At 65.7% G+C, this 24,555-nt stretch carries 24 protein-coding genes and 2 tRNA genes; 3 read left to right on the top strand and 23 right to left on the bottom strand.

Annotated elements, in window-relative coordinates; genetic code table 11:
• Window positions 1-166: 166 nt before the first annotated feature.
• The 18 genes from CDA09_RS20770 to ybgC form a co-directional block, all read right to left on the bottom strand.
• Window positions 167-1,210 carry a DEAD/DEAH box helicase family protein gene (locus CDA09_RS20770; protein WP_121430384.1) on the bottom strand — a complete coding sequence of 348 codons (1,044 nt, stop codon included), beginning with the start codon at window positions 1,208-1,210 and terminating at the stop codon, window positions 167-169.
• A complete protein-coding gene (gene csb2 / locus CDA09_RS20765; RefSeq protein WP_121430383.1) occupies window positions 1,191-2,540 on the bottom strand; it encodes a type I-G CRISPR-associated protein Csb2 in 1,350 nt (449 codons plus the stop codon). The genes CDA09_RS20770 and csb2 overlap by 20 nt, the downstream gene beginning before the upstream one ends.
• A gap of 10 nt (window positions 2,541-2,550) precedes the next feature.
• Window positions 2,551-3,693, bottom strand: a complete 1,143-nt coding sequence (cas7g, locus tag CDA09_RS20760) for a type I-G CRISPR-associated RAMP protein Csb1/Cas7g (RefSeq protein ID WP_164844450.1) — start codon at window positions 3,691-3,693, stop codon at window positions 2,551-2,553.
• A gap of 253 nt (window positions 3,694-3,946) precedes the next feature.
• Window positions 3,947-4,456 (bottom strand): hypothetical protein, encoded by a 510-nt coding sequence (locus tag CDA09_RS20755; protein WP_121430381.1) that lies wholly within the window; start codon window positions 4,454-4,456, stop codon window positions 3,947-3,949.
• A 60-nt stretch (window positions 4,457-4,516) separates the two neighbouring features.
• Entirely contained in the window at window positions 4,517-4,855 is a 339-nt protein-coding gene (locus tag CDA09_RS23215) for a hypothetical protein (RefSeq protein ID WP_128106587.1), read from the bottom strand.
• Window positions 4,856-5,030: 175 nt separating this feature from the next.
• Window positions 5,031-5,106 (bottom strand) — tRNA-Lys (locus tag CDA09_RS20745).
• A gap of 29 nt (window positions 5,107-5,135) precedes the next feature.
• Window positions 5,136-5,211 (bottom strand) — tRNA-Lys (locus tag CDA09_RS20740).
• 69 nt (window positions 5,212-5,280) lie between these two features.
• Window positions 5,281-6,264: a response regulator gene (locus CDA09_RS20735; protein WP_121430379.1), complete on the bottom strand. Its 984-nt coding sequence runs from the start codon at window positions 6,262-6,264 to the stop codon at window positions 5,281-5,283.
• A 19-nt stretch (window positions 6,265-6,283) separates the two neighbouring features.
• The gene (locus tag CDA09_RS20730; protein ID WP_121430378.1) at window positions 6,284-8,083 is read right to left on the bottom strand and encodes a sensor histidine kinase; all 1,800 of its coding nucleotides are present in this window, start codon (window positions 8,081-8,083) and stop codon (window positions 6,284-6,286) included.
• Window positions 8,084-8,241: 158 nt separating this feature from the next.
• A complete protein-coding gene (gene queC, locus CDA09_RS20725) occupies window positions 8,242-8,925 on the bottom strand; it encodes a 7-cyano-7-deazaguanine synthase QueC (protein ID WP_121430377.1) in 684 nt (227 codons plus the stop codon).
• 49 nt (window positions 8,926-8,974) lie between these two features.
• Window positions 8,975-9,637, bottom strand: a complete 663-nt coding sequence (queE, locus tag CDA09_RS20720; RefSeq protein ID WP_121430376.1) for a 7-carboxy-7-deazaguanine synthase QueE — start codon at window positions 9,635-9,637, stop codon at window positions 8,975-8,977.
• Window positions 9,638-9,644: 7 nt separating this feature from the next.
• Window positions 9,645-10,382: a tol-pal system protein YbgF gene (gene ybgF, locus CDA09_RS20715; protein ID WP_121430375.1), complete on the bottom strand. Its 738-nt coding sequence runs from the start codon at window positions 10,380-10,382 to the stop codon at window positions 9,645-9,647.
• Window positions 10,382-10,912, bottom strand: coding sequence for a peptidoglycan-associated lipoprotein Pal (pal, locus tag CDA09_RS20710; protein WP_121430374.1), 531 nt, complete (start codon window positions 10,910-10,912; stop codon window positions 10,382-10,384). Before pal ends, ybgF begins: the two co-directional genes overlap by 1 nt.
• A gap of 46 nt (window positions 10,913-10,958) precedes the next feature.
• Window positions 10,959-12,251: a Tol-Pal system beta propeller repeat protein TolB gene (gene tolB / locus CDA09_RS20705; protein WP_121430373.1), complete on the bottom strand. Its 1,293-nt coding sequence runs from the start codon at window positions 12,249-12,251 to the stop codon at window positions 10,959-10,961.
• 85 nt (window positions 12,252-12,336) lie between these two features.
• Window positions 12,337-13,209 (bottom strand): cell envelope integrity protein TolA, encoded by an 873-nt coding sequence (gene tolA / locus CDA09_RS20700; protein WP_121430372.1) that lies wholly within the window; start codon window positions 13,207-13,209, stop codon window positions 12,337-12,339.
• Window positions 13,206-13,616: a protein TolR gene (tolR, locus tag CDA09_RS20695; RefSeq protein ID WP_121430371.1), complete on the bottom strand. Its 411-nt coding sequence runs from the start codon at window positions 13,614-13,616 to the stop codon at window positions 13,206-13,208. The genes tolA and tolR overlap by 4 nt, the downstream gene beginning before the upstream one ends.
• Window positions 13,617-13,632: 16 nt before the next feature.
• Complete coding sequence (tolQ, locus tag CDA09_RS20690) at window positions 13,633-14,307, bottom strand: protein TolQ (RefSeq protein ID WP_121430370.1); 675 nt, start codon at window positions 14,305-14,307, stop codon at window positions 13,633-13,635.
• Window positions 14,304-14,750, bottom strand: coding sequence for a tol-pal system-associated acyl-CoA thioesterase (ybgC, locus tag CDA09_RS20685; protein ID WP_121430369.1), 447 nt, complete (start codon window positions 14,748-14,750; stop codon window positions 14,304-14,306). Before ybgC ends, tolQ begins: the two co-directional genes overlap by 4 nt.
• Before the next feature lie 190 nt (window positions 14,751-14,940).
• Here ybgC and CDA09_RS20680 point away from each other — a divergent pair, with 190 nt between their 5' ends.
• Genes CDA09_RS20680 through hslU form a run of 3 tightly spaced genes read left to right on the top strand, consistent with a single transcriptional unit; the run spans window position 14,941 to window position 18,030 of the window.
• On the top strand, window positions 14,941-16,122 hold the full coding sequence (locus CDA09_RS20680) for an STAS domain-containing protein (RefSeq protein WP_121430368.1): 1,182 nt from the start codon (window positions 14,941-14,943) through the stop codon (window positions 16,120-16,122).
• A 40-nt stretch (window positions 16,123-16,162) separates the two neighbouring features.
• The gene (gene hslV, locus CDA09_RS20675; RefSeq protein WP_121430367.1) at window positions 16,163-16,702 is read left to right on the top strand and encodes an ATP-dependent protease subunit HslV; all 540 of its coding nucleotides are present in this window, start codon (window positions 16,163-16,165) and stop codon (window positions 16,700-16,702) included.
• Window positions 16,699-18,030 (top strand): ATP-dependent protease ATPase subunit HslU, encoded by a 1,332-nt coding sequence (gene hslU / locus CDA09_RS20670; protein ID WP_121430366.1) that lies wholly within the window; start codon window positions 16,699-16,701, stop codon window positions 18,028-18,030. The genes hslV and hslU overlap by 4 nt, the downstream gene beginning before the upstream one ends.
• Before the next feature lie 42 nt (window positions 18,031-18,072).
• Here the strand turns inward: hslU and CDA09_RS20665 are convergent, their stop codons facing one another.
• The 5 genes from CDA09_RS20665 to cysD form a co-directional block, all read right to left on the bottom strand.
• The gene (locus tag CDA09_RS20665) at window positions 18,073-18,849 is read right to left on the bottom strand and encodes a slipin family protein (RefSeq protein WP_121430365.1); all 777 of its coding nucleotides are present in this window, start codon (window positions 18,847-18,849) and stop codon (window positions 18,073-18,075) included.
• Window positions 18,846-20,255, bottom strand: coding sequence for an NfeD family protein (locus tag CDA09_RS20660; RefSeq protein WP_121430364.1), 1,410 nt, complete (start codon window positions 20,253-20,255; stop codon window positions 18,846-18,848). The genes CDA09_RS20665 and CDA09_RS20660 overlap by 4 nt, the downstream gene beginning before the upstream one ends.
• A gap of 169 nt (window positions 20,256-20,424) precedes the next feature.
• Window positions 20,425-21,699, bottom strand: coding sequence for a nitronate monooxygenase (locus CDA09_RS20655; RefSeq protein WP_121430363.1), 1,275 nt, complete (start codon window positions 21,697-21,699; stop codon window positions 20,425-20,427).
• A gap of 148 nt (window positions 21,700-21,847) precedes the next feature.
• On the bottom strand, window positions 21,848-23,128 hold the full coding sequence (locus tag CDA09_RS20650) for a sulfate adenylyltransferase subunit 1 (protein WP_121430362.1): 1,281 nt from the start codon (window positions 23,126-23,128) through the stop codon (window positions 21,848-21,850).
• Window positions 23,129-23,619: 491 nt separating this feature from the next.
• On the bottom strand, window positions 23,620-24,555 hold the full coding sequence (gene cysD / locus CDA09_RS20645; RefSeq protein WP_121430361.1) for a sulfate adenylyltransferase subunit CysD: 936 nt from the start codon (window positions 24,553-24,555) through the stop codon (window positions 23,620-23,622).

Here is a 24,555-nt window from a genome sequence, read left to right as displayed (position 1 = left end):
CGCTCGGTCGAACCGGGGCGCGTAACCGTTCGGGCTTCAGGAAGACCAGCACGGCGGCCGTGCGCTCTGCACTCAGTCACGGGCTCGGACACCCCAGGCGCGCTCAAACTGCACGGTCCGGTCTGGCCGCCTCAGCGGCAACCAGACTCTACCGTACTGGTCTGGCTTAAACATACAAGGCGCATTCGGTTACCAAGCCGTCGAAATCGAGATCGGCCCCGACCTCGATCGTCTGCGTGGCGACGACGTAAAGCGGCGTGGCGGCGCTTTCGGCCCGACCGGCGCAGATGCGCGGCAGCAGTGTCTCGACCAGTCGGTCGCGTTCATAGGGGCGCACGCGTCCGGTAAGCAGGACGGCATCGCCCTCTTTGGCAAGCGCCGTGTAGACGTCGCGGGCGCGTGCGACGGTATTTACGACGACACCGACGATCGCCGCGCCGCCAGCCCGCAGCGCAATCGCCTGTGCGGTAAGGGTTGCCGCGAGCTTCTTTCCCGTCGTGTCGATCAGCCGTGCGCGTTTGACGGCGCTCAGCCGCTGCGCAAGCAACGGGTTGGCTCGGTCAGCCTCGTCGAGGGTTAGGACGGCGTCTGTTGAGATGGAGGGCGTTGCGGTCATCTCGATGAGCGAAATGGCGGCACCGTGTTCTCGGCAGGACCGAAGGGTTTGCACATAGGCGCGCGACAGATGGGCTTCGTCGACGAGATGCAGGGCGCGATGGCCGACCAGTGCTGCGTGGATCGGCGCCTGCTTCGGCGAGACGCCATAGCCGCGAAACAGCAGACGCGAGCCGGCCTGATCGACGGTGCTGACGAGGATGGCGGGTTCTTCGGGGTGAAGCGCCCATTCGTCGTCGAGCGGCACGCCACCGCGCAGGCGCACGACCCGCAGCCGATTGCCGATTACTGCAGCGACGGCGCGCACGGCCGGTGAATCGTTCCCCGCCAGCGCGTCGGCGATCCGTTGAGCGTGTGCGCTGACGCTGTCAACAACGAGCCGACGATCAACGGTGTAGACGATGCGGCGCCAGTCCCGTCCGTGTGCCATCGCAAAGATGGCGGCGTCGAGCATCGAGGTCTTGCCCGTGCCGGTGGGAACGCAGATCGCGTCAATCGCAGTGCCGGTGCAGAGCGCCTCGGCAGCCCGCTCCTGCCACGGGAAGGGATCTCGCCCGTGAATTGCGTGGACAAACTCACGGAAGTTCTGTCGCATTGCGAGCTCCCTCTTGCCGATTCAGGGGGCGGAGCAGCCCCAAGCCGTAATTGCGACTGCGGCCGAGTGACAGCGGTGCCGCGGGGGAGACGGGCTCGTCGAACTGCAGCAACAGGTGCGTGCGCGGCCCCCGCTGCTTGTCGCGCATGGTGTATCGCTGGGCGTGATCGACGCCCTGCAGGAACCCATGTTGAGCCAGGTGTATGGCGCGCGGTGGTGGGAGTCCGGCGTGTTGGCAGCTCATGCGCACGATCTGTTCGAGATCGAGACCGCGTTTCGGAAAACGGTCGAGGATAGCGGCGAGCGCCGTGGTCCATTCGCGGCTCGGTTGTATCCACGTCCGTTCCTGCAGTGCATGCGGAAGCGGCAGCCCTGGGGCGGGTACCGACAACGTGATCCGTTTGTCTCCGGGGAGCAGCAAGGAGTCCAGCCGACTCAATGCGCTCAGCACGGACGGACGCATTGCCGGATCGGGCATGTCGATGAAGACCCCGAGTATGCGTCCACTCGCATGTCGGTGACCGACATCGGGTGCCGGCAGGATGCGCAGGCGGTTGGCGGCCTCGGCGCCGTGGCCGTGTACGCCTCGGGCGGCGGACTCCAGTTCGTCATCGGGAATTTCGGCCTGAAGGGCGGCGAGGATCGCAGTCGAGAGGTGAATCGCGTGCTCCCCGGAGAGATCGCCGTGCACACTCAAGGCAAGCAGGCGGCCGTGATCGCTCACGCGCAGGGGACGCACCGCACGATACGCCGTCCAGGTTTCGCAGGCGCCACCATGCAGGCGTCGGCCCTCTGCGAACACTCGGTCAGACTCGTCGAGACGTCCGGGAAGCACGGTGCGTAGACTCAAATCGGCACGGTCCTGTGCGGGCTCCCAGTCTGGCGTGCGAGGATTTTCAACAACGCTCACGAGCGCAATTGAATGCGTCGTGCCGACGTGGGTAACCGCGGCGCAGATCGCGTCCAGCTTCGTGCGCAGTGACGCATTCGGCTCGGCGTCTTTCCAGATGTACTGAAAATCGCACTCACGGTCGGCCAGCACGGCCGTCTCGAAGGTGCGGGCCGTGCGATGGCGCTGCCGCGGTGGGCGTGCGTCGTCGTTGGCGGGGACGTAGCGTGCGCTGGGCTCGTCGCGTGCTGACGGAGAGTCGGCGATAGCCGGAGGGCCCACAGATTCCAGCCACAGCAACGCGTCGCGGACGTCGGACATCAAGTTGCCGCGATAGGCGGCGGCGATGAGCGCCGAGTAGAGGCGCGACCACGCCGGGGGCTCGCCCGCTTCCGCCGCATGGACACGACCGAGCGGGTACGCGAGGGAAATTGCGAACATCGGCGCGGAATCAATCTTCGGTTGCGATGCCCGCCAGTTCGCGGCTCTTGGCAATGACGCCAACGAGATCCGGACTGGCGTGGAGCACGATCGGTTCCTTACGCCACGACAGGCCGTGCTTTGCGGCGTTCTTCATGGCTTCGGTGAACCAGCCATGCGCTTCGGCGATGCTGGCGTGTTCGATCTGCTTGAGGGTGCGGCCGATGAGCTCGAGTTGCGGCTCATCCTCCGGGACGAGCTGGCAACCGCTGCGCAGGTTATAGCCGGAGTCGAGCAACAACGAAATCGCGTACAGGCCAAAGGCAAGGGCGGCATCCTGCCCGGCGCGGTCGCGCGCGGGGTCCAGTGCGCCGGTATCGGGATCGGGGAACCGAAGGCGACGCACCGCGGTGGCCGTGAGCACCAAGTCATGGCGGGCCGAGGAGATGATTGCCCCGCGCTCGGTCGTGCTGGGTGTGTTGCCGAGTCCAGTTTCGGAGGCCTTGCGGATAACCGGCTTGTCCCGATCGTCGCGCTGCGCATGCTGCGCATCGAGTGTCCAGCCGATACTCGCGTCGGTATGCGCATAGATCGTCGCAGCATCGCGCCGGATGTCGAGCGGGTCAATCTTCGTTGCGGTGCGTTGGATCGGCCTGGCATCCAGGCCCACGATCTCACCGGTCAGAATGCGCTGGAACTTGGCGGCGAGTACGCCTCGACCGGCATGGGAGTCCCAGGCGCCGACCAGCAGCTGGATTGGTGCATGCTCAAACACGGCCGTGGCATTCGTTGGCGTCGCGTTGATCAGTGCCTGGCCGGCTGCGGTGTGGCGGAATGCGGTGCCGTTCGCGTCGAGGCCGTGGAAGAGGGTGGCATCGTAGGCGCGGTGGGAGAGTTCGAGTACCGAAATGGTCCCTTCGCCCGGAATTTCGAGGCGGATATCGGGGTAGGCCAGCACTCCGGCTCGCATCGCCTGCATGATCGCGTCCTCGATGCGGTTCGCCTGCGACTGCGGCGTGTCGAGCACGACGCTGCCGTCGGGTCGCCAGTTGTGTGAGGCGGGCGTGCCTTTCGGTGCCGACTCGGAGGGCGCGAAGGTGGGCGGGTAGACGACGTTTCCGGCAACCGGCTGCAGGGTGATGCTCAACCGGATATTGGTGATCGACTCAAACATCCTCGGCTCCTCGAAAGCAGTGGCCATTAGGGTACAGACAAGCTTCTCGCATATGCAAGTTGCGGCCTGGCATGTTGAGGATGATAGACCCGGTCTGGCTCACTGGATGAGCCTGTGTTGCGTACCCGAAGGACACTGAGCTTTTTTCGGGCCGGTAGACGGAGCGCGTGGCACGCGTGCACTCGGTGACGCCGGAGGCATCCAAGGCTCTCGCCGGCGAGATCCGCTGGCAGCCGAGTGTGCCTTGGTCCTTTCAGAAGGGCGGAATGCGGCCTTCGCGCGCGAGCCTCTCAATCTCCCGGCGAACAAGCCACATCACTGGCGACAGAGAAAGCGCGACGAAGCAGATGATCTCGGCCCACTGTGCGGGGATGTCGCCGGTTCCGAAGGTGGCGCGCATCTCCGGGGTGAGGCCCATGTCACCGTGCATGATCGAGTCGAGCCCGAAGTGCGTCAGTGTGCCGAAGAGGGCTGTTCCGATGATGACGCCCCGCGGTACGCGGCCAATGCGTTCGACCAGCGGGGGCGGGCCGTAGCATTGCCAGGCTTCCCAGGCAACGATCGTCACTAGCGCAATCAGCAACGCACCAACGAGCGTGTGCGTCGGGCCGTGCAAGGGCCCGTCAAGCAGGCCAAGTAGCTTCACCAAGGGTTCGACATCCATCGCGACCTGCGAGCCGGCGAACACGCTGAACGAGAAGCGGCGCCCGAGTGTGGCCTTGCCGAGGGCGCCGACACCGAAATGGATGGGGGTGAATGGCATGCGACGTTCCTCTGTCGAGTGCAGGATGGGTACTGGGGCGAGAGCCGCCGGAGCGGCCGTTCAGATCTTCGGCGGTATCCTGACGCGGAAGATGTTGCCAGTAGCGGGGTCGTGGAGGCAGAAACCGCTCTCGCCGCGCTGGCGTCGCGCTTCCCAGTAGCGCCGCGCGTTGCGCCGGTGGACCGCTTCGCTAATCTTCCAGATGAGGTACACCAGGATGCATACAGCCAAGGCCCCGATGACAATACGACTAAAGACGCTTTCCATGACGAGGTGCTCGATGTGATGCGAGACAATTAATGTCAGGCTAGCAGACTTCGGGTGACTTTGGGCTGCTAAGGGCAAGGCAACGTCGGCCTGCGCGCGTGTTTGCTGCCACAACGTTACCCAGTGGTTCAAACGGTATATGCGGGGAATTGAAGCTCGTCGGCTATGAGGGGCCGTACTCCCGGAGCGAGCTGGACAGCGCGAGTGCGAGCTGCCCGAAGAACCGACTCTTGTCGCTTGTGCTAGCCCGGTGATAGCCCGCTAGAAAGCGAAAAGGGCTTGCATCGTTGCAAGCCCTTGATTTGTTTGGTGGGGGCAGTAGGATTCGAACCTACGACCAATTGATTAAGAGTCAACTGCTCTACCAACTGAGCTATACCCCCTTGTTCTGACGGAAACTCCCACCTTGCGGTGGTAGGCCGTGCTGGATTCGAACCAGCGACCAACGGATTAAAAGTCCGCTGCTCTACCAACTGAGCTAACGACCCCCGTGCAGAAGGACCCGAATTTTATGCAAGGGTTCGGGCCCCGTCAAGCAGATTGCAGCAGGGCCTGCGTCATCCGGCGCCGAACAGGCGGCGGAACCCCGCCCCGAGGGACGCCATGAAGCCGCCCGCCTTGTCTGTTGCCGCTTCGGCTTGGGGCGCCACTTTCTGCACGTCGGCCATGAACGCGTCGACGGTGCCGGCGGAAGTCGCCTCGACGGTGTGGCGCAGCGTCAAGGCCGGGTCGTTGGCGAGGGCGTGGTGCTTGCGCAGGGCGGACTGGAGCACGATCTTGAGGTAGCCGGTGCGGATGGGCTTCGGCACGAAGCGATAGATCTGGCCCTGGTTGATCAGCGTCGTGATCGTGTCGGCGTCGCTCTCGGCGGTGAGCATGACGGTGACGATCTCGGGGTGCTTGCTCTTCATCAGGCGCACGAGGCGCGTGGCGTCGATCGAACCGACGCGCGTCTCGGAGATGATCACCGACACCGTCTCGGCATGGAGGATGCCCACCGCGTCGGCGAGGTTGCGTGTGTAGGACACGCGGGCGCTGGCGCCGACGAGATCCGCCACGGTGCGTCCCATCTCGGGATCGTCGTCGATGACGAGGATGCGTTCGCCATTGGCAATGAGGGGGGCTTCCTCGGAGACGTCGGTGACCTCTTCGTCGGCCGGTTGCGTCTGGGCGATGGTGATGGCCTGGGCGACCACCTTGGGAAGTTCGGCGATGTTCCACGGCTTGTTGATGAAGCGGAACACTTCGCTTTCATTCACCGAGCGCACGATCGCCTGCATGTCGGAGTAGCCGGTGAGCAGGATGCGCATCGTGCGCGGCGACAGCCGCCTGACTTCGCGCAGGACTTCGACGCCGGTCATCGCGGGCATGCGTTGGTCGCTGATGACGACGTCGAAGTCGTGCTGTTTCACGAGTTCGAGCGCCTCGGCGCCGCTCGTGGCGGTGAACACCTCGAACTGTTTCTGCAGCAGCCACTGCAGGGAACGGACGATGCCCGGTTCGTCATCGACGCAGAGCACCTTGCCGGCCGGTCTTTTCATGTCGTTCTCCGGGCTCCTGTCAGGCGGCCCTGGCCAGGGGCTCGCCCTGGCGTACCGGCAGGGTCACCGTGAAGGTCGTGCCGACGCCCACGCGGGTGCTGACGCTGATGTCGCCGCCATGTTCGGCGACGATGTTGCGCGCGATGGCCAGTCCCAGGCCGGTGCCTTCGCCGGCGGGCTTGGTCGTGTAATAGAGGTCGAAGATGTTCGGCAGGACGTCGTCGGGGATGCCGCTGCCGTTGTCCTGGATTTCGACGCGCACCTTGTCGCCGGCGGCCAGGCTGCGGATGCGGACGCGGCCCGGGCCGTCGATGGCCTGCGCCGCGTTGTTGATGAGATTGAGGAAGACCTGGTTGAGCTGCGAGGGGTTGCACTCGACCTCGGGCAGCTCGCCGTATTCCTCGACGAGCTCGATGTTCCTGGGGATCACGGTCTGCGCGATGTAGGCGACCGTGTGCAGGGACTCGTTGAGATCCGCATTGGTCGTCGCGGCGCGGTCGAGACGGGTGAAGTCGCGCAGGTTCACCACGAGTTCGGTCATCTGGTCGATGCCGCCGAGGACGTCCTTGAGCATTTCCTGCAGCATCGTGAGGTCGACGTTGCCGTTCTGCAGCTTGTCGAGGTTCGCCTTGAGCTGCGACACCCTGATCGTGACCTTGTCGCCCTCGACGTCCTCGAGGATGGACGAGAGCTTGCCGGCGACCTGCATCGGCAGCTCCATGCTCTGCAGCGCGTCCTTGACCATCAGGATGTTGTTCTGCGAGAACGCGAGCGGGGTGTTGAGCTGATGCGCGACGCCGGCGACCATCTGGCCGAGCGAGGCCATCTTTTCCGATTGCGCGAGCTGCTGGTGGAAGTTGGCGCGATCGGCTGCCTGCTGCCGGATGATCTTCTCGGCGCGCCGCACGATCGCGAGCAGCGCCGCGAACAGCAGCACGAGCAGGCCCGCGATGGTCGCGAGCTGCCGGTAGGATGTGGCGTCGACGGCAGCCTGGTTCTCGAGCGCCGCCGCCTCCAGCTTGGTCTGGTTGGCGTTCGCCGTGCCCCGGATCTGTTCGGACGTGTGCTGGATTTGCTGCAGGAAGGGCGTCACGTCCGAATAGACTTCGAAGACGCCGACGATGCGCGAGCTGCCCGGGTCGAGGACGGGCAGGTAGCTGCTGATCAGGTCGCGGTTTTCGACGGTGCCCTCGAAGGCGCTGAACTTGCCGCGGTGGGTGAGCTCGCTCTTCGGCACGCCGTCGAAGGCGGCGCTGCGCCAGCCGGCGTTGGCGCTCTTGTCCTCGCCGATCTGGGCGTGTTCGGACGAGTACACCGTGACGCCGCGCAGGTCGAACACCTTGATCTTGAACACCGTGCTCTTCTTCATCGACGCGAAGACCTTGGCGTCGATCGCCTTGAAGTCGGGCAGCGCCATGATGCGCTTGCCGATCTCCGCGAAGCAGGCAGTCTTTTCGGGGGGCGCGACCTTCTTGCCCTTGTCGTCGTCGACGTCGGCGATTTCCTGGCAGGCGCGTGCGTCGATTGTTTGCACCCGGGCGACAAAGGGGGCGAAATCCTTGTCCCACAGCGCGTTCGCGAACAGGCGCGTGAGGTTGACGTTGCCGGCCTCATGAATCGTCAGCAGGTCCCGACGGGCGGATTGCTCCTGCTGCCGGGTGAAGGACTGCTGCACTTCGCCGAAGAAGGCCCGCTGCTCGTCACCCGTGCGCCGGAAAAAATCCCCTTGCTGCCTTTCGAAGTAGGTCAGGCTCAGCGCGACAAGGGCGAACATGCCGAGACTGGCGAGGGTGAAATACCGGACGAGTCGAAACTGCATGGAAAGGCCTCCCGCGAGGACCCAAGGTCATGGCGGGAAATGTTACAAAACCTTTCTGGCGGTAGGGCTGACCTAGATCAAAGCGGGCCGCCTGCGTGCCTATTGCGACTGGATATCCCGGCGTAATTGGCCGCGCACGCTCGCGCGGCCATTTGTCCCTATGCGTAAGGTGTAGGATCCGGAATCCCCGCGGCGCCGAAGCCGGCGCGGCGCAGTCGGCAAGCATCGCATGCGCCGCACGCGCGCCCGTGGTCGTCGGCCTGGTAGCACGAGACCGTCTGACCGTAATCGACGCCCAGGGCGTCGCCGCGGCGGATGATGTCGGCTTTCGACAGGGCGATCAGCGGGGCGTGGATCGTGAGGCGCGAGCCCTCGACGCCGGTCTTGGTCGCGAGATTCGCCATGGTTTCGAAGGCGGCGATGAATTCCGGGCGGCAGTCGGGGTAGCCGGAGTAATCGACGGCATTGACGCCAACGAAGATGTCGTTTGCGCCGAGCACCTCGGCCCAGGCGAGCGCGATCGAGAGCATCACGGTGTTGCGCGCCGGGACGTAGGTGACGGGGATGCCGGCGGAGGCGCCTTCGACCGGTACGGGGATGTTCTCGTCGGTCAGTGCGGAGCCCCCGAACTGGCCGAGTTCGACGCTGGCGACGCGGTGTTCGCGCGCGCCGAGCGCGGCGGCGATGCGCCGGGCGGCGTCGAGTTCGGCCGCATGGCGCTGGCCGTAGGCCACCGACAGCGCGTAGGCGTCAAAGCCCATGTCGCGCGCGATCGCGAGGCAGGTGGCGGAGTCCAGGCCGCCGGACAGCAGGATGACGGCGCGCTTGGGTGGGTGATTCATGGCGTGGGGTTCCGGAGGATACGGTGGGCGAAGGCGCGGCCCGGGATGCTCAGCGTCCGCGCGCGTCGTTCCAGAGGATCTTGTGCAGCTGCAGCTGGAAGCGCACCGGCAGGCGGTCGCGGACGATCCACTCGGCGAGCGTGGTGGGGTCGAGGCGCCCCTGCACCGGCGACAGCAGTACCGTGCACCGGTCGGCGAGCGCGTGCAGGGCGATCTGCGCCTTGGCCCAGGCGTAGTCGGCCTCGTCGGCGAGCACGATCTTGATCTCGTCGTGGGCCGTCAGGTGCGCAAGGTTCTCCCAGCGGTTGCGCGAGACTTCGTCCGAGCCGGGAGCCTTGAGATCCATGATGCGCGACACGCGCGGGTCGACGGCTGCGATGTCGAGCGCGCCGCTGGTTTCGAGCGAGACCGAGAAACCGGCATCGCACAGCGCGGCGAGTAGTGGCAGGCAGGACTTCTGCGCGAGCGGCTCGCCGCCGGTGACGCAGACGTGGCGGATCCCGAGGGCGGCGACCGCAGCGCACACCTCGGCGACGCTGCGGCTTTCGCCGCCCTGGAAGGCGTACTCGGTGTCGCACCAGCTGCAGCGCAGCGGGCAACCGGTCAGGCGCACGAAGACCGTGGGCAGGCCGACGCGCGTCGATTCGCCCTGGACCGAGGCGAAGATTTCGGTAATCCGCAGCTTGAGGGCTGCGGTATCAGGCCGGGTCATGCGAACTTCATGGCTTGCGGGCGAGCCGCTGCTTGGCGGCCTTGCCGGCCGAGCTCTCGGGGAAGCGCTCGACAAGCTTCTTCAGCGTGTCGTGCGACGCCTTGACGTCGCCCAGCGCCTGCTGGCTGTTGGCGATGCCGAGCATGGCGTCGGGTGCGACGGGGTCGTTCGGCCAGTTCGCCAGCACGGTCTTGAAGTAGTTGCTGGCGACGGCGACTTCCTTCGACTGCAGCGCGGCGTTGCCGGCCCAGAAATGCGCTCCGGGCTGCACGGCGCTGCGCGGGTAGCGCTTGATGAACTGGTCGAAGGCGGTCTGTGCGTCCTTGTACTTGCCATCCTTCAGCAGGTTGAGGGCGGCTTCATAGTCGCGCGATTCGGCCGCGGGGTCGGCCACGGGCGCCTGTGCTTCGGGCGCGGCCGCAGCGGGGCCGGTTTCGAGCTTGCGTACGCGACTGTCGAGGTCCACGTAGAAGTCGCGCTGGCGCTGCTTCAGCGAATCGATTTCATGCAGCAGGACTTCGAGCTGTCCCTGCAGCTTGGAAACTTCGGTGCGGAGCAGCTCGTTCTGGTTCGACAGTTCGAGCTGACCGCGACTGCTTTCCTCCAGCCGCTCGATGCGGGGGGTGAGCTCCGTGCGCAGATTGATGATTGCGCGCCGAGCCTCGTCGTCGTCAAACAGCGCCGCGTGTGACGGCGCCATGTACGAGAGCGAGGCGAGGACTGCGAGCGGCAGGAGGCGCTTCATCAGAATTCGCCCGAGTAGAGCATGTCACCGCGGCGGTTCTGCGCATAGCAGGCTTCCGTCGATTCGGTGCAGCGCGGCTTTTCCTTGCCGAGGCTGACGGATTCGATCTGTGCTTCCTTCGCGCCGAGCAGGGTCAGGGCCTTGCGCACGGCGTCGGAACGCTTCTGGCCGAGGGCGAGGTTGTATTCGCGGCTGCCGCGCTCGTCGGCGTTACCCTGGATCAGCATCTTCATCGTCGGGTTCTGGACGAGGAACTTGGCGTGCGCTTCCACCAGCGGACGGAACTCGTCTTTGATGACGTAGCTGTCGAAATCGAACATCACGCTGCGCTTGGACAGGATGTTCTTCGGGTCGGTCAGCGCGGCGATGCCGGAGCCCGCGGCGCTCGGGGCGGTCACGGTAGCGACGCCGGAGCCTTCACCCTTGCTGCGCTCATCGACGGCAGCGTCGGCGGGTTTGTCGAAGGTGCCGGTGCTGGAGCACGCGGCGAGAAGAGTTGCGAGAAGGACTGGGACGAGCAGTTTTTTCATGGGGTTTCCTGATCTATCGAACAGTGTTGTTGCTTGCGGGAGGGAATTACCGAAGTTGCGGGCCCCAGGAGGGTTCGCGGACATCGGCGGCCTGCACCGACAGGCGCTGCTTTACCCGGCCATCGGGCGAAACTGCCGCAAGCACTCCCCGTCCGCCATTGTCGGTGGCGTAGAGGATCATGCGGCCGTTGGGCGCGAAGCTGGGCGACTCGTCACGTGCCGAGTCGGTGAGGATCGTTGTCTGCTTGGTGGCGAGGTCCATGATCGCCACCTGGAAGCGTCCGTTGTTGCGCGTGATGAAGGCGAGGCTCTTGCCGTCGGCCGAGGGGCGCGGCGTCACGTTGTAGCTGCCGTCGAAAGTGACGCGCTGGGCGCCGCCGCCGCTCGCGGAAGCGCGGTAGATCTGCGGGCTGCCGCCGCGGTCGGACGTGAAGTAGATCCACTCGCCATCGGGCGACCATGCAGGTTCGGTGTCGATGCCGGGCGAGCTGGCGAGGCGGCGCACGCCGGAGCCGTCGGCGTTCAGGACGTACAGTTGGGATTGGCCGTCCTTCGTGAGCACGACGGCGAGGTGCTGGCCGTCAGGCGCCCACGCGGGGGCGGAGTTGGAGCCCTTGAAGTTGGCGACGACCTGGCGCTGGCCGGTCGCGAGCGTATGCACGTAGACGACCGGTTTCTTGGCTTCGAAAGACACGTAGGCGAGGCGCTGGCCGTCGGGCGCCCAGGCGGGCGAGATGATCGGTTCGCGCGATGCCAGGGCGGTCGCGGCATTCATGCCGTCCGCGTCGGCGATCTGCAACTCGTAGCGCGGCGCTGCGGCCGGGCCGCTCTTGACGACGTAGGCGATGCGGGTCGAGAAGTAGCCGGGCTGGCCGGTGAGCTTCTCATACACGAAGTCGGCGATCTTGTGGCCGATGGCGCGGTTCTGCGCCGGCGCCATGCGCATCGACAGTCCGCCCAGTTCCGACTGTTTTTGGGTGTCGAACAGGCGGAAGCGCACTTCGAAGCGCCCGTCGCCCTGCGGGTAGATGCTGCCGGCGAGCACCGCGTCGGCGCCGCGGCCGCGGATGGATCCCATGTCCGGGATCGTGGTCACGGGCAGGGCGGCGAGGCCCATGTCGACGAGGCTGAAAAGGCCGCTGCGCTCCAGGTCGGCACGCACGACGTCGGTGACGCCGCGCGGCAGGCTGCCTTCGTTCTCGAACACCGGGATGGCGACCGGAAAGCGGCTGGCGCCGGCGCCGGTGATTTCGATCGACAGCTGTGCCTGCGCGACGGCGCTGACGAGAGTCAGCGTGGCCGCGAGCAGCAGGCGGTAGGCGGAAAGAAGTTTTCTCATGGTTGAGGGTTGCCCCAAAGGCGAATTATAACGAATGGAGTCGAACGTGATGCTTAAAGATCTCAACTGATTCGATTTGGTTCCTTCACTCTTTCAACGGTTCGAAAACCAATTTAAGTTCGCGCTCGAAAACCGAGGGGTCCTTTGGCGGAGGCAGAGGACTCGAGCGATGGATCGCGCGCTCGATCGCATCGTCTAGGGCGGTGTTGCCAGACGACTGCCTCAGCTTGACGCTGAGCACCTCGCCACTGGGCAGTTGGACTACATCGAATATCGCAACCGGGTTGCCGCTCAGACCAGGCGGACGCAGCAGGTTTCCTCGCACCTTGGTGCGAATTCCGTTGATGTAATCTTCGCGTGCGTTGGCAAGGTGAGTGGAAGCAGCGCGCGTGGCCTCCTCCCGCATCACCCGATCGAAGTCGGACGTGGCGCGGACCTTAGCCGTCTCCTGCGCGAGCTTATGCTTTAAGTAGTCCTCCGGCGGCGGCGTCACCGGCTTCGGTTCGGGCTGCTTCGGCTGCGATGCGGCCACCTTCTTTTCCGGCTCCTTCCGCTCCTGCTTCTTCTCCAGCGGTTTCTTTTCCTCTGGTTTCTCGGCAGGTTTCTGCGGCGGCTTCTTCTCAGGAGCCTTGATCGCAATCTCCGGTTTCGCCTCCACCTTCGGTGGTGGAGGGGGCGGGGGCGCCGACTTCAACTGAGGCTTCGGCGGCTCGGGTTCGGGTTTGGGCTCCGGCTTGGGTTCGGGCTTCGGCTCCATCGCAGGCGGCGGCGGTGGAGGCGCGGGTTGCGCCGCCGGGGGGGCGACGAGCTCGACCTCGAGCGACGCGGGCGGGCTGCTCTGCCAGCGGATGCCGAACACGAGGAAGGCGATGAGGCCCAGGTGGACGAAGACCGTCAGCGCCGCCGATGCCCACTTGCCGGGCTCATCGCGCTGCAGGTCAAGATGCGTGTCTTTCATCGGGTGCTGCTGGTGTTCGTCTGCAGGCCGACTTTCTGGAAGCCCGCCTTGCGTATGCTGTCGAGCGTCTCCATCACGCGCTCGTACGACACCTGTTTGTCCGCGGCGACCAGGATTGGTTGCTGCGGGTTGCGCTCAATGGCGTCATGGAGCTCGCGCAGCAGTTCGGTGCTGCTCATCTTCTGTTCGGTCGAGCCGCCCGTGAGCTTGAAAGTCAGGGAGCCATCCTTCTTCACGGAGACGACCATCGCTTCGGCGGGCGGCTGCGGCACTCCACCCACGGTCGGGAGGTCGACACTGCCGGTCTGGATCATCGGTGCCGTGACCATGAAGATCACGAGCAGCACCAGCATCACGTCGATGTAGGGGACGACGTTGATCTGGTTCATCAGGCGACGCTGGCGCATCGGTGCGTCCTCCCGCTCAGCGCAGCTGGCGCTGCAGGATGTTCGAGAACTCTTCCATGAAGCTCTCGAAGCGGATGCTGATGCGGTCGATGTCGTGTGCGAAGCGGTTGTAGGCGACCACGGCGGGGATCGCGGCGAAGAGGCCGATGGCGGTGGCGACCAGCGCTTCGGCGATGCCCGGGGCGACGTTGGCGAGGGTCGCCGAATGAACGTTCGACAGGCCGCGGAAGGCGTTCATGATCCCCCATACGGTGCCGAAGAGGCCGATGTAGGGCGACACCGAGCCGACCGAGGCGAGAAAGGCGAGGTGGGCTTCGAGGTCGTCGACCTCGCGCTGGTAGGTCGCCCGCATCGCGCGGCGTGCGCCGTCGATGATCGATGCCTGGTCGTGGTTCTTGCTGCGCAGCTTGGTGAATTCGCGGTAGCCGGACTCGAAGATGCGCTCCATGCCGCCGGTGTCGTGGCGCGCGGCGGCGGCCGACTGGAACAGCGCATTGAGATCGCCGCCGCTCCAGAAGTCGCGCTCGAAGCCATTGGTCTTGTTGCGGGCGGCGCGGATCTGGAAGGACTTGCGGAAGATCCAGTACCAGGAAACGAGCGACAGGCCCGCGAGCAGGGCCATGACGAGCTGGGCGAGGACGCTCGCCTGGCTGACGAGGCTGATGATCGAAAGATCGTTGGTGACGGTCATGCTTGTACGATTTTTTCCAGTTTTATGCGCATGTCTGCGGGAAGGGGGGTGGGGCGTTTCCGGTCGAGGTTTACGCACGCGATGACGAAGCGGCCGCGGAACAGGGTTTCGTCGCCGCGCATCACCTTCTGCATAAAAACCAGGCTTGCTCCACGGAGCGATTCAACCCCCGTCGTGACATGTAACGCATCATCGAGCATTCCGGGTGACAGATAATCGCCATTTACCGAACGGACGACGAAACCGATACGCTGCCCGGTCAGCAGGGCCTGCTGCTCGAAGCCTGCCGCGCGCAGCCATTCGGTGCGCGCGCGCTCGCAGTAGCGCAGGTAGTTGGCGTAGTAGATCACACCGGCTGCGTCGGTATCCTCGTAGTACACGCGAATCGGCAGCGAAAACACGCTTTCTTCCACGGAGGGCGACGGCGGGCGGGGAGTGTGCATCGCAACATTCTAGCCGACCGTACGCCTTCTGTTACATCTGCGCCGCCCGGACTGTATTGCAAAAGGTAAGGTGCCGGACCCCGCGCTCGCCCGCTGCGGGCGCGGCTGCGGCGCGAGAAGCGCAAGAGCCGGGTTCGAAGTGCTATCCTTCCGCAATCCCCATCAGCCATCCGTTCGCACAGGTCGCAACGTGGTTCTTCCATTCTTCGGCAAGAAGCCCGCTCCCGGCACGCCATCGCCCGCCGCGCCGACCGCTGCCGCGCCTTCGCGCGTGGTGCCGCCGGCGGAGCCGGCCGAACTGTCCAAGCTGGATTTTTCGGTCGGCGATCCGACGCACGCGCTCGCGCACTGTGCCGGCCAGGTCGAAGTGCAGGAGATGGGGGGCGGTATCGGCGCCGCCTACGAGGAAGCCGCCGTGCTGTACGCGAACGGCAATACCGAGGATGCCGAGGCGGTGCTCAACGTGGTGCTGGACGCCCAGGGGGGGCGCACGGGCGAGGGGCTGTGGATGATGCTGCTCGACCTGTACCGGCTGACGGGACAGCGCCAACGCTTCGAGCAGCGGGTGCTGGACTATGCGACGCGTTTCGAGCGCTCGCCGCCGCCGTGGTCGGACCTGTCGAGTGCGCCGGAGCAAGTCCGCTCCAATGTGGCGCCGATGGTGAACATGTCCGGCGGCCTGTCGGGCCAGGCGGCAACGCAATTCCAGCAGATGGGAATCATCGGCAGGAAGAGCGGTGCGATCCGCATCGATCTGGGGCGACTGCGCTCGGTCGATGAAACCGGGTGCACGCTCTTTCGCGGCGTGTTGCGGGAGTTTGCCGCCGAGCGGGTGAACGTGTCGCTGCTCAATTGCGGGCAGCTCGCCGAGATGCTCGCGGGCCAGGTGCGGGCCGGCGAGCCGAGCGGGCGCGACATCTGGCTGCTGCTGCTGGAGATGCTGCAGCACACCGGCGAGCAGGAGCGCTTCGAGAACCTCGCGGTGGATTATGCGATCACCTTCGAGGAGTCGCCGCCGTCGTGGGAGCCGCGCGTCGCACAGGCGGCTTCATCGACGTCGGTACAGGAAGTGGCACTCGACCTGGACGCGCCCCCGTGTGGCGACTTCGTCCTCGACGGCGAAATCACCAGCGCGGCGGTCGAGAAGATCCGCAAGCTGGCCGCGCATGCGAGCAGCCTGCAGAACGTCGAAGTCGATTGCAGCCAGTTGCGGCGCATCGACTTCGTCAGTGCCGGGACGCTCTTCAATATTCTCGCCACCCTGCAGGCGCAGGGTAAGAAGGTCGCGCTGCGCAATGTCAATGCGATGGTTGCGGCACTGCTGCGGATGATGGGTGTCGATCAGGTTGCAGTGGTGCTGTTGCGCAGCTGAGACCGCCCCGCGTCCGCCCTCGGACACAAGGAATATCCACATGGAACAGTATCACGGCACCACGATCCTCTCGGTGCGCCGCGGCAACCGCGTCGCGCTGGGCGGGGACGGCCAGGTCACGCTGGGCAACATCGTGATCAAGGCGACCGCGCGCAAGGTGCGGCCGATCTACCAGGGCAAGATCCTCGCGGGTTTTGCCGGGGGGACGGCCGACGCATTCACGCTGATCGAGCGCTTCGAGGCGAAACTGGAGAAGCATCAGGGCAACTTGCTGCGCAGCGCGGTGGAACTGGCGAAGGACTGGCGCACCGACCGCATCCTGCGGCGGCTGGAGGCGATGCTGGCGGTTGCGGACCGCGACAATTCGCTCGTGATCACCGGCAACGGCGACGTGCTGGAGCCCGAGCAGGGCATCGTCGCGATCGGCAGCGGCGGCGCGTACGCACAGTCGGCGGCACGCGCGCTGCTGGAGAATACCGACCTGCCGCCCGAGGACATCGTGCGCAAATCACTGCAGATCGCTGGCGATCTGTGCATTTACACGAACCAGAGTCACGTGATCGAGGTGCTCGAGGGATGACCCAGATGACCCCGCCGGAGATCGTCTCCGAACTCGACAAGCACATTGTCGGCCAGAGCAAGGCGAAGAAGGCCGTGGCGATTGCGTTGCGCAACCGCTGGCGGCGTGCACAGGTCGAGGAGCCGCTGCGCAGCGAGATCACGCCCAAGAACATCCTGATGATCGGGCCGACCGGCGTCGGCAAGACCGAGATCGCGCGGCGCCTGGCGCGCCTGGCGAATGCACCCTTCATCAAGATCGAGGCGACGAAGTTCACCGAAGTCGGTTACGTGGGCCGCGACGTGGAGACGATCATCCGCGATCTGGCGGAGATCGCGATCAAGGACGGGCGCGAGCGCGCGATGAAGACGGTGCGCGACCGGGCGATGGACGCCGCCGAGGACCGCGTGCTCGATGCGCTGCTGCCGCCCGCGCGGCCGGTCGGTTTCGCGGCCGAGCCGGAGGCGCAGGATACGGCGACGCGGCAGAAATTCCGCAAGAAGCTGCGCGAAGGCGAGCTCGACGACAAGGAGATCGAGCTCGAGGTCGCCGCACAGGCGATGACGGCCGAGATCTTCGCGCCGCCGGGCATGGAGGAGCTGACGCAGCAGATCCAGGGCATGTTCCAGAACCTCGGCGGCGGCAAGAAGAAGCTGCGCAAGATGAAGATCGCCGAGGCGCTGAAGGCGCTCGCGGACGAGGAGGCGGTGCGCCTGATCAACGACGAGGAAGTGAAGGGGGAGGCGATCCGCGCGGTCGAGCAGAACGGCATCGTGTTCCTCGACGAGATCGACAAGATCGCCGCGCGCTCGGATGTGCACGGCGCCGACGTGTCGCGCCAGGGCGTGCAGCGCGACCTGCTGCCGCTGGTCGAGGGCACGACGGTGTCGACCAAGTACGGCATGATCAAGACCGATCACATCCTGTTCATCGCCAGTGGCGCCTTTCACTTGTCCAAGCCGAGCGACCTGATCCCCGAGCTGCAGGGGCGCTTCCCGATCCGCGTCGAGCTGGAAAGCCTGTCGGTGGATGACTTCGAGCGCATCCTGACGCAGACCGACGCCTGTCTCGTGCGCCAGTACCAGGCGCTGCTCGCGACCGACGGCGTGGCGCTGGAGTTTGTCGCTGCGGGCATCCGCCGCCTCGCCGAGATCGCCTTCCAGGTGAACGAGAAGACCGAGAACATCGGTGCGCGCCGCCTGTACACGGTGATGGAGCGGCTGCTCGAGGAGGTGTCCTTCGATGCCGGCAAGAGCGGCCTCGACAAGGTGCTGATCGACGCGGCCTATGTCGATGCACGGCTCGACGTGCTGGCCCAGCGCGAGGATCTGGCACGCTACGTCTTGTAAGGCGCTGGCGCCCGGTTCCGCGCCGGTGCCACGCTTTCTGCCTCATTCGGAGGGTGTTTTCCGCGAGGACTCGGCGACGAGCCCCTTCAGCAGGTCGACCGGCACCGGAAACACGATCGTCGCGGCCTTGTCGCCGGCGATCTGGGTGAGGGTCTGCAGGTAGCGCAGCTGCATCGCGGCGGGCTCGCGCGCGAGCATCCCGGCTGCGGCCATCAGGCTCTCCGCCGCCTGTTTCTCGCCTTCGGCATGGATCACCTTGGCGCGCCGCTCGCGCTCGGCCTCGGCCTGGCGGGCGATCGCGCGGATCATGCTTTCGTTGAGGTCGATGTGCTTGATCTCGACGTTGGCGACCTTGATGCCCCAGGCGTCGGTCTGGGCGTCGAGGATCTGCTGCACGTCGAGGTTGAGCTTCTCGCGCTCGGCGAGCATCTCGTCGAGCTCGTGCTTGCCCAGCACCGCGCGCAGCGTGGTCTGCGCGAGCTGGCTGGTGGCGACGAGGTAGTTCTCGACCTGGATGATGGCCTTCTGCGGGTCGATGACGCGGAAGAACACGATCGCGTTCACTTTCACCGACACGTTGTCGCGCGAGATGACGTCCTGGCTCGGCACGTCCAGCGTCACGACGCGCAGGTCGACCTTGACCATCTGCTGGATGCCGGGAATCACGATGACGAGGCCCGGCCCCTTGACGCGCCAGAAGCGGCCGAGCATGAAGACGACGCCGCGTTCGTATTCGCGCAGGATCCGCAGCGCGGATGCGACCAGCGCGGCGAGGATGATCAGGACCGTGCCCAGCCCGAGATTGAGATCGAAGATCATGGCGGGCTTCCTCCGGGGCGATGGGTCGGTTCGGTGGCGAGCGGCTCGACGCGCAGGGTGAGGCCGTCGAGCCGGGTGACACGCACGCGGTCGCCCGGCGCGAGCGGCGAGCCGCTCGCCACGCGCCAGGATTCGCCGTGGACAAGCGCCCATGCGCCGTCCGCGGTCACGATGCTGACCGTTGCGATCTCGCCGCTCATCTGCTCGCGGCCGCTGACCACGGGCCGGTGCCGGGCGCGGGCGGCGAAGCTGCCGACGGCGCCGATCAGGAGCGCGCTGGCGACCGCGAGGCCGACCAGGAAGGGCAGCGGAATGCCGAAGCCGGGCGCTTCGGTGTCCATGAGGAAGAGGCCGCCGACGACGAAGGCGACGATGCCGCCGACGCCGAGCGCGCCGAAGCTCGGCAGGAAGGCTTCGGCGAGCATCAGGATCGCGCCGAGCGCGACCAGCGCGACGCCGGCCCAGTTCACGGGCAGGAGGTGGAAAGCGTACAGCGCGACCAGCAGGCAGATCGCGCCCGCGACACCCGGCACGCCGAAGCCCGGGTTGGTGAATTCGAAGAACAGCGCGTAGATGCCGATCATCATCAGCATCAGCGCGAGCTGCGGGTTGGACACGATGGCGAGCACGCGCATGCGCCAGTCGGGTGCGATTTCGATGATGGTTGCGGCGGCGGTCGTGAGGCGTTGCGTGCGCCCGCCGTTGAGTTTCACGTCGCGGCCGTCGAGTTTCGCCATCAGTTCGGGCAGATCGGCGGCGATCACGTCGATGACGCCCGCGGCGAGCGCTTCGTCGGCCGACAGGCTGGCGGCCTCGCGCACGGCGCGTTCGGCGAAGTCACCGCTGCGCCCGCGCAGCTGCGCCAGGCTGCGCAGATAGGCGGCGGCGTCGTTGCGCACCTTTTCCATCATCGCGTCGCCGATCGCCGCAGGGCTTTCGCCCGACTTGTCGTCCTTCTTGTCCTTGCGCGGCGTGGCGCCATCGGGTTGGCCGCCCGGCATGCCGATCGCCACCGGCGTCGCCGCGCCGAGGTTGGTGGCAGGGGCCATCGCGGCGATGTGGCTGGCGTACAGGATGTAGGTGCCGGCGCTCGCGGCGCGCGCGCCTTCCGGGCCGACCCAGGTGGCGATGGGGAGCGGCGCGGCGAGGATGTCCTTGATGATGGCGCGCATCGAGGTGTCGAGGCCGCCCGGGGTGTCCATCGCCAGCACCACGAGACGGGCCTGCCGCGTGTGCGCCCGCGCGAGTTCGCGCGCGAAGAAATCCGAGGTCGCCGGTCCGATCACGCCGTCGATGTGCAGCACGACGACCTCGCCGCCGGCGGGCGCGGCGGCCGGGCGGTTGTGCAGCAGAAAGCCGAGGATCAGCAGTGCGAGCGCGAGCAGCGCCCATATCGTTTTGTGCATACGCATTCCTCGCGCCGGAACGCATCCGGCTTGCGGCATGCATGAAGCATCCGATCGTATGAGTGCGGCCCGCCGCAAGCGTTCCCGCGTTGATCGTGGACGCAAGAAGGGCGTGGCCGCGAGTGTCGCGGGCACGCCCTTCTTGTGCTGCCGGCGAGCCGGCGTGGGATCAGGCCGGCTTGACCGGTTCGCAGGTTTCGACCGGCGGCAGCGCGATCTTGTTGTCCTTGCTGTACAGGTAGTCGTGGAAAATGTGCTCGGCGCTGAGGATCTGGTAGCTGCCGTCGGCGCGTCGGTGCGTGGTGTCCTTGAGCCGGTAGGTGTAGTGGCCGCAGGTCCAGCAGTCGAAGTTGCGCATGTGCGTGCACAGGCAGGTCTTGTCCATCACCCTGAGCCGCTTCTCGTCCGGGTGCAGCGCGAGTTCGCGATTGTAGGCGGTGATGTAGGCGCAGTTGCCGTTGCCGTCGAGCAGGTAGCCGAAGGCTTCGCAGTTCGGGCGGATGCCGGAGCCGATCGACGGGCTGCTCTTGAGCATGCGCATCGGGTAGCCGGTGGGCGAGGTGTTGTTGACCTCGATGTCGTTTTCGTTGGCGCCGAAGTAGTGCTGCTGGACGTCCGGCGGCAGGCCGCATTCGTGCGATACGGTGAAGCGCGTGGCGACCTGGATCGCGGCGGCGCCCCCTTCGAGGAAGGACACGCCGTCGCTGCCGGTGAAGATGCCGCCGGCGGGGATCAGCGGGATGTCGAGCTTCTCCGCGGCGAGATACTCGCGGATTTCGGCGACGATGGTGTGCAGGTCGTACTGGGCCCAGTCCATGCCAAAACCGAGGTGGCCGCCGGCGAGCGGGCCCTCGACGACGACGTAGTCGGGAAGGCGGTTGGTGCGCGCGGACTTGCGCAGGAACAGCACCAGCGCGCGCAGCGACGAGACGATGATGCCGAGCTTGACGTCGCGAAAGCGCGGGTGGTCCTCGATCAGCCCGAAGGAGCCCAGGTGCAGGCCGGCGGCGAGCGTGATGCCGTCGATGCCGGCATCCAGCGCGGCGCGCAGGCGCACCCGCAGCGTCTCCTTGGGCCCGTTCATCGTGAGCTTTTCCATGCAGTTCATGAAGATCAGGCCGTCGCCGCGCTTGCGCTCCATGGTGCGCGCGACGTGCATCTTCTGGGCTTCCTCGAGCAGGCCGAGGTCGAACTGCACGTCCGCCTTGTTGGAGTTGGCGACGTTGTACTTGTACTGCCTGAGCTTGTCGCGCACGTATTTGGTGTCGTAGCGGCGGTCGCTCACCGTCGGGATCATTGCGTCGGAGATATGCCCGATGCCGCCGAGTCGCGCGGCTTCCAGCGACAGGTCGGAGGTCGAGATGTCTACGCCCATCCCGCCGATCACGATCGGTACGTATTCCCTGCTCCCGAACCGCAGGCGGAAATCATCGAGACATTTCATGTGCATCTTCTATATTGCGGTGCTGTGCCGGACAGCAGACAAACGGCAGGGCGCGATTTTCCCACACCCGGGGCCGTAAAGGTAAAACGCGTACACCCCGGGCGCCATTTCGGCGACCGGGGTGGGGCAGCAGCTGAAGGCCGGCCGGTCAGCCGATCATGCCGGCGCCGACGGTGTTGTTGGTGCTTTCGTCGATGATGATGAAGGCGCCGGTGGCGCGGTTCTCCACGTAAGGGTCGGCGAAGATCGGTTGCGCGAGTTTGAGCGTCAGGCGCGCGATATCGTTCATCGCCAGCGTGCTGACCGATTCGCGCTCCAGCGTGTTCACGTTGAGTAGGCACTCGATTTTCGCGACCTTGGCCTTCACTTCGCGCGTGGTGTGGCGCAGCACGTAGGTGCGGGCGGGCGACAGCGGCGTTTCGGACAACCAGCACAGGGTGGCATCGATCTGTTTCAGTTGTTTGGGCTGCTCGGCGCTCTTGACGATCATGTCGCCGCGCGAGATGTCGATCTCGTCGGCGAGCAGCAGCGTGGCCGACTGTTCGTGGATCGCGCATTCCTGGCTGACGCCGCCGATCTGGATGTCCTTGACGGTGCTGGTGCGCCCCGACGGCAGTACCGTGACGGCGTCGCCGACGGCAACCTCGCCCGATTCGACGCGCCCCATGAAGCCGCGATAGTCGTGCAGTTCGGGGTTCGCCGAGTCCTGCGGACGGCAGACGAACTGCACCGGGAAGCGGAAGTTCTCGGCCTGTTCGGTGTGGGCGGCAGGGGCCGTTTCGAGGATGTCGAGCAGCGTGGGGCCTTCGTACCAGCCGAGGCGGTCGCCGCGGTCGACGATCATGTCGCCGTTGAGTGCGGACAGCGGGATGAAGCGCACGTCCTTGATGCCGACCTTGCCGGCGAAGGCGAGGTAGTCGGCCTTGATGCGCTCGAAGGTGGCCTGGTCGTAGTCGACGAGGTCCATCTTGTTCACGGCGACGAGAAGATGCGGGATGCCGACGAGGCTCGCGAGGTAGGAGTGGCGGCGGGTCTGCGTGAGTACGCCCTTGCGCGCATCGACGAGGATGATGGCGAGGTTGGCGGTCGAGGCGGCCGTGACCATGTTGCGGGTGTACTGCTCGTGGCCCGGGGCGTCGGCGATGATGTACTTGCGGGTGCCGGTGGAGAAGTAGCGGTAGGCGACGTCGATCGTGATGCCCTGTTCGCGCTCGGCCTGCAGGCCGTCGGTGAGCAGCGACAGGTCGACCGCGCTCATGCCGCGCTTGGCCGAGGTCTTCTCGATGGCGTTGAGGGTGTCGGCGAGGATGGTCTTGGTGTCGAACAGCAGGCGGCCGATCAGCGTGCTCTTGCCGTCGTCGACGCTGCCGCAGGTGAGGAAGCGCAGGAGGCCGTGGTCGGTGTCGGGCAGGTTTTCGATGGCGGACATGGTTTTCGTTCCTTCAAGCTTTCGAGAATTTCTGGTGCTGCTTAAATCGGTTTGTGTGCGGCGGGGTGCTAAGCCGCCGGGGCCGCACGGGGTATTCGCTCTGCGGCTGCGGAACTCGCGCAGCGGCGCGCTACCGCGCCTGCGCTCAGACAGTCCTCGCCGCGCCGCGAACACCCCGCACGTCCCCGGCTACGTTCGGGGTTGGTTTAGGGCCAGGTTCAAATTCGTTTCAACTTGCGGTGCTGCTTTTCCGAGTTCGGGCAAATGCAACTCAAGGTTCCTTCGCTTCCCCGTTCAGCCTGCAATCAGCAAGAGCGGGGCGGGGTGTTTGCGGAGCGGCGAGGACTGTCTGAGCGGACAGCGCGGGAGCGCGCTGTACTGCGCGCGTTTGCGTAACCTCCGCCGCGCTGCGAAGCAGCAGCCGACGGAGCAAATTCCCCGCTCCGCTCGATTAGCACCCCGCACTCCGATCCCGCCTAAACCAACCAGCCTCAGAAATACCCTTCCTTCTTCCGCTGCTCCATCGACGCTTCAGAGGTCTGGTCGTCCAGACGGGTGGCGCCGCGCTCGGTGATGGTAGTGGTGGCCGTCTCAAGCACGATCTTCTCGACGGTGTCGGCGTCCGACTCCACCGGCGCTGTGCAGGAGATGTCGCCAACGGTACGGAAGCGCACCTGAAGTTCGACGATTTCCTCTCCAGCCTTGGGCACGTTGGTCAGTTCCCCGCTCATCAGCGGCACGTTGACCGGTACCACCGCGCCCTGGCGGATGACCACCGGGCGCTTGTGGGCGAAGTAGATCGACGGCAGTTCCAGCTTCTCGCGCTCGATGTACTGCCAGACGTCCATTTCCGTCCAGTTCGAGATCGGGAAGGCGCGGATGTTCTCGCCCTTGTGGCTACGCGCGTTGTAAAGGTTCCACAACTCGGGGCGCTGGTTCTTCGGATCCCACTGGCCGAACTCGTCGCGGAAGCTCATGATCCGCTCCTTCGCGCGGGCCTTCTCCTCGTCGCGACGGGCGCCGCCGATGCAGGCGTCGAAGCCGAATTCCTCGATCGCCTCGAGCAGCGTCACCGACTGGTGCTTGTTGCGCGACTCGTTCTCGTGCTTCAGCACGACGGTGCCACGCTTCATGGAGTCTTCCACCGAGCGGACGATCAGCCGCTCGCCCAGCTCGGCTGCGCGCTTGTCGCGGAACTCGACCACTTCCTTGTAGTTGTGGCCGGTATCGATGTGCATCAGGGGGAAGGGGAACTTGCCCGGGCGGAAGGCCTTCTCGGCGATGCGCAGCATGCAGATCGAATCCTTGCCGCCGGAAAAGAGCAGCACGGGGTTCGCGCACTGGCCGGCGACCTCACGCATGATGTGGATCGCCTCGGCTTCCAGCCAGTCGAGGTGGGTCAGGGTTTGACGAGTCAGCGTGGACAT

This window comes from Azoarcus sp. DN11, assembly GCF_003628555.1.
Lineage (GTDB): Bacteria > Pseudomonadota > Gammaproteobacteria > Burkholderiales > Rhodocyclaceae > Aromatoleum.
This window is presented reverse-complemented; position numbering and strand designations above follow the sequence as displayed.

Excerpts from the sequence above, each read along its gene's own strand:
- CDA09_RS20665 (WP_121430365.1), bottom strand. The coding sequence starts at position 18,849 with ATGATCTTCGATCTCAATCTCGGGCTGGGCACGGTCCTGATCATCCTC.
- queE (WP_121430376.1), bottom strand. The coding sequence starts at position 9,637 with ATGACCCGGCCTGATACCGCAGCCCTCAAGCTGCGGATTACCGAAATC.
- hslU (WP_121430366.1), top strand. The coding sequence starts at position 16,699 with ATGACCCAGATGACCCCGCCGGAGATCGTCTCCGAACTCGACAAGCAC.
- tolA (WP_121430372.1), bottom strand. The coding sequence starts at position 13,209 with ATGAAAGACACGCATCTTGACCTGCAGCGCGATGAGCCCGGCAAGTGG.
- tolQ (WP_121430370.1), bottom strand. The coding sequence starts at position 14,307 with ATGACCGTCACCAACGATCTTTCGATCATCAGCCTCGTCAGCCAGGCG.
- ybgC (WP_121430369.1), bottom strand. The coding sequence starts at position 14,750 with ATGCACACTCCCCGCCCGCCGTCGCCCTCCGTGGAAGAAAGCGTGTTT.
- tolR (WP_121430371.1), bottom strand. The coding sequence starts at position 13,616 with ATGCGCCAGCGTCGCCTGATGAACCAGATCAACGTCGTCCCCTACATC.
- ybgF (WP_121430375.1), bottom strand. The coding sequence starts at position 10,382 with ATGAAGCGCCTCCTGCCGCTCGCAGTCCTCGCCTCGCTCTCGTACATG.
- CDA09_RS20735 (WP_121430379.1), bottom strand. The coding sequence starts at position 6,264 with ATGAAAAGACCGGCCGGCAAGGTGCTCTGCGTCGATGACGAACCGGGC.
- CDA09_RS20655 (WP_121430363.1), bottom strand. The coding sequence starts at position 21,699 with ATGAAATGTCTCGATGATTTCCGCCTGCGGTTCGGGAGCAGGGAATAC.
- queC (WP_121430377.1), bottom strand. The coding sequence starts at position 8,925 with ATGAATCACCCACCCAAGCGCGCCGTCATCCTGCTGTCCGGCGGCCTG.
- hslV (WP_121430367.1), top strand. The coding sequence starts at position 16,163 with ATGGAACAGTATCACGGCACCACGATCCTCTCGGTGCGCCGCGGCAAC.
- tolB (WP_121430373.1), bottom strand. The coding sequence starts at position 12,251 with ATGAGAAAACTTCTTTCCGCCTACCGCCTGCTGCTCGCGGCCACGCTG.
- CDA09_RS20660 (WP_121430364.1), bottom strand. The coding sequence starts at position 20,255 with ATGCACAAAACGATATGGGCGCTGCTCGCGCTCGCACTGCTGATCCTC.
- CDA09_RS20650 (WP_121430362.1), bottom strand. The coding sequence starts at position 23,128 with ATGTCCGCCATCGAAAACCTGCCCGACACCGACCACGGCCTCCTGCGC.
- cysD (WP_121430361.1), bottom strand. The coding sequence starts at position 24,555 with ATGTCCACGCTGACTCGTCAAACCCTGACCCACCTCGACTGGCTGGAA.
- CDA09_RS20755 (WP_121430381.1), bottom strand. The coding sequence starts at position 4,456 with ATGCCATTCACCCCCATCCATTTCGGTGTCGGCGCCCTCGGCAAGGCC.
- pal (WP_121430374.1), bottom strand. The coding sequence starts at position 10,912 with ATGAAAAAACTGCTCGTCCCAGTCCTTCTCGCAACTCTTCTCGCCGCG.
- CDA09_RS20730 (WP_121430378.1), bottom strand. The coding sequence starts at position 8,083 with ATGCAGTTTCGACTCGTCCGGTATTTCACCCTCGCCAGTCTCGGCATG.
- csb2 (WP_121430383.1), bottom strand. The coding sequence starts at position 2,540 with ATGTTCGCAATTTCCCTCGCGTACCCGCTCGGTCGTGTCCATGCGGCG.
- cas7g (WP_164844450.1), bottom strand. The coding sequence starts at position 3,693 with ATGTTTGAGTCGATCACCAATATCCGGTTGAGCATCACCCTGCAGCCG.
- CDA09_RS20770 (WP_121430384.1), bottom strand. The coding sequence starts at position 1,210 with ATGCGACAGAACTTCCGTGAGTTTGTCCACGCAATTCACGGGCGAGAT.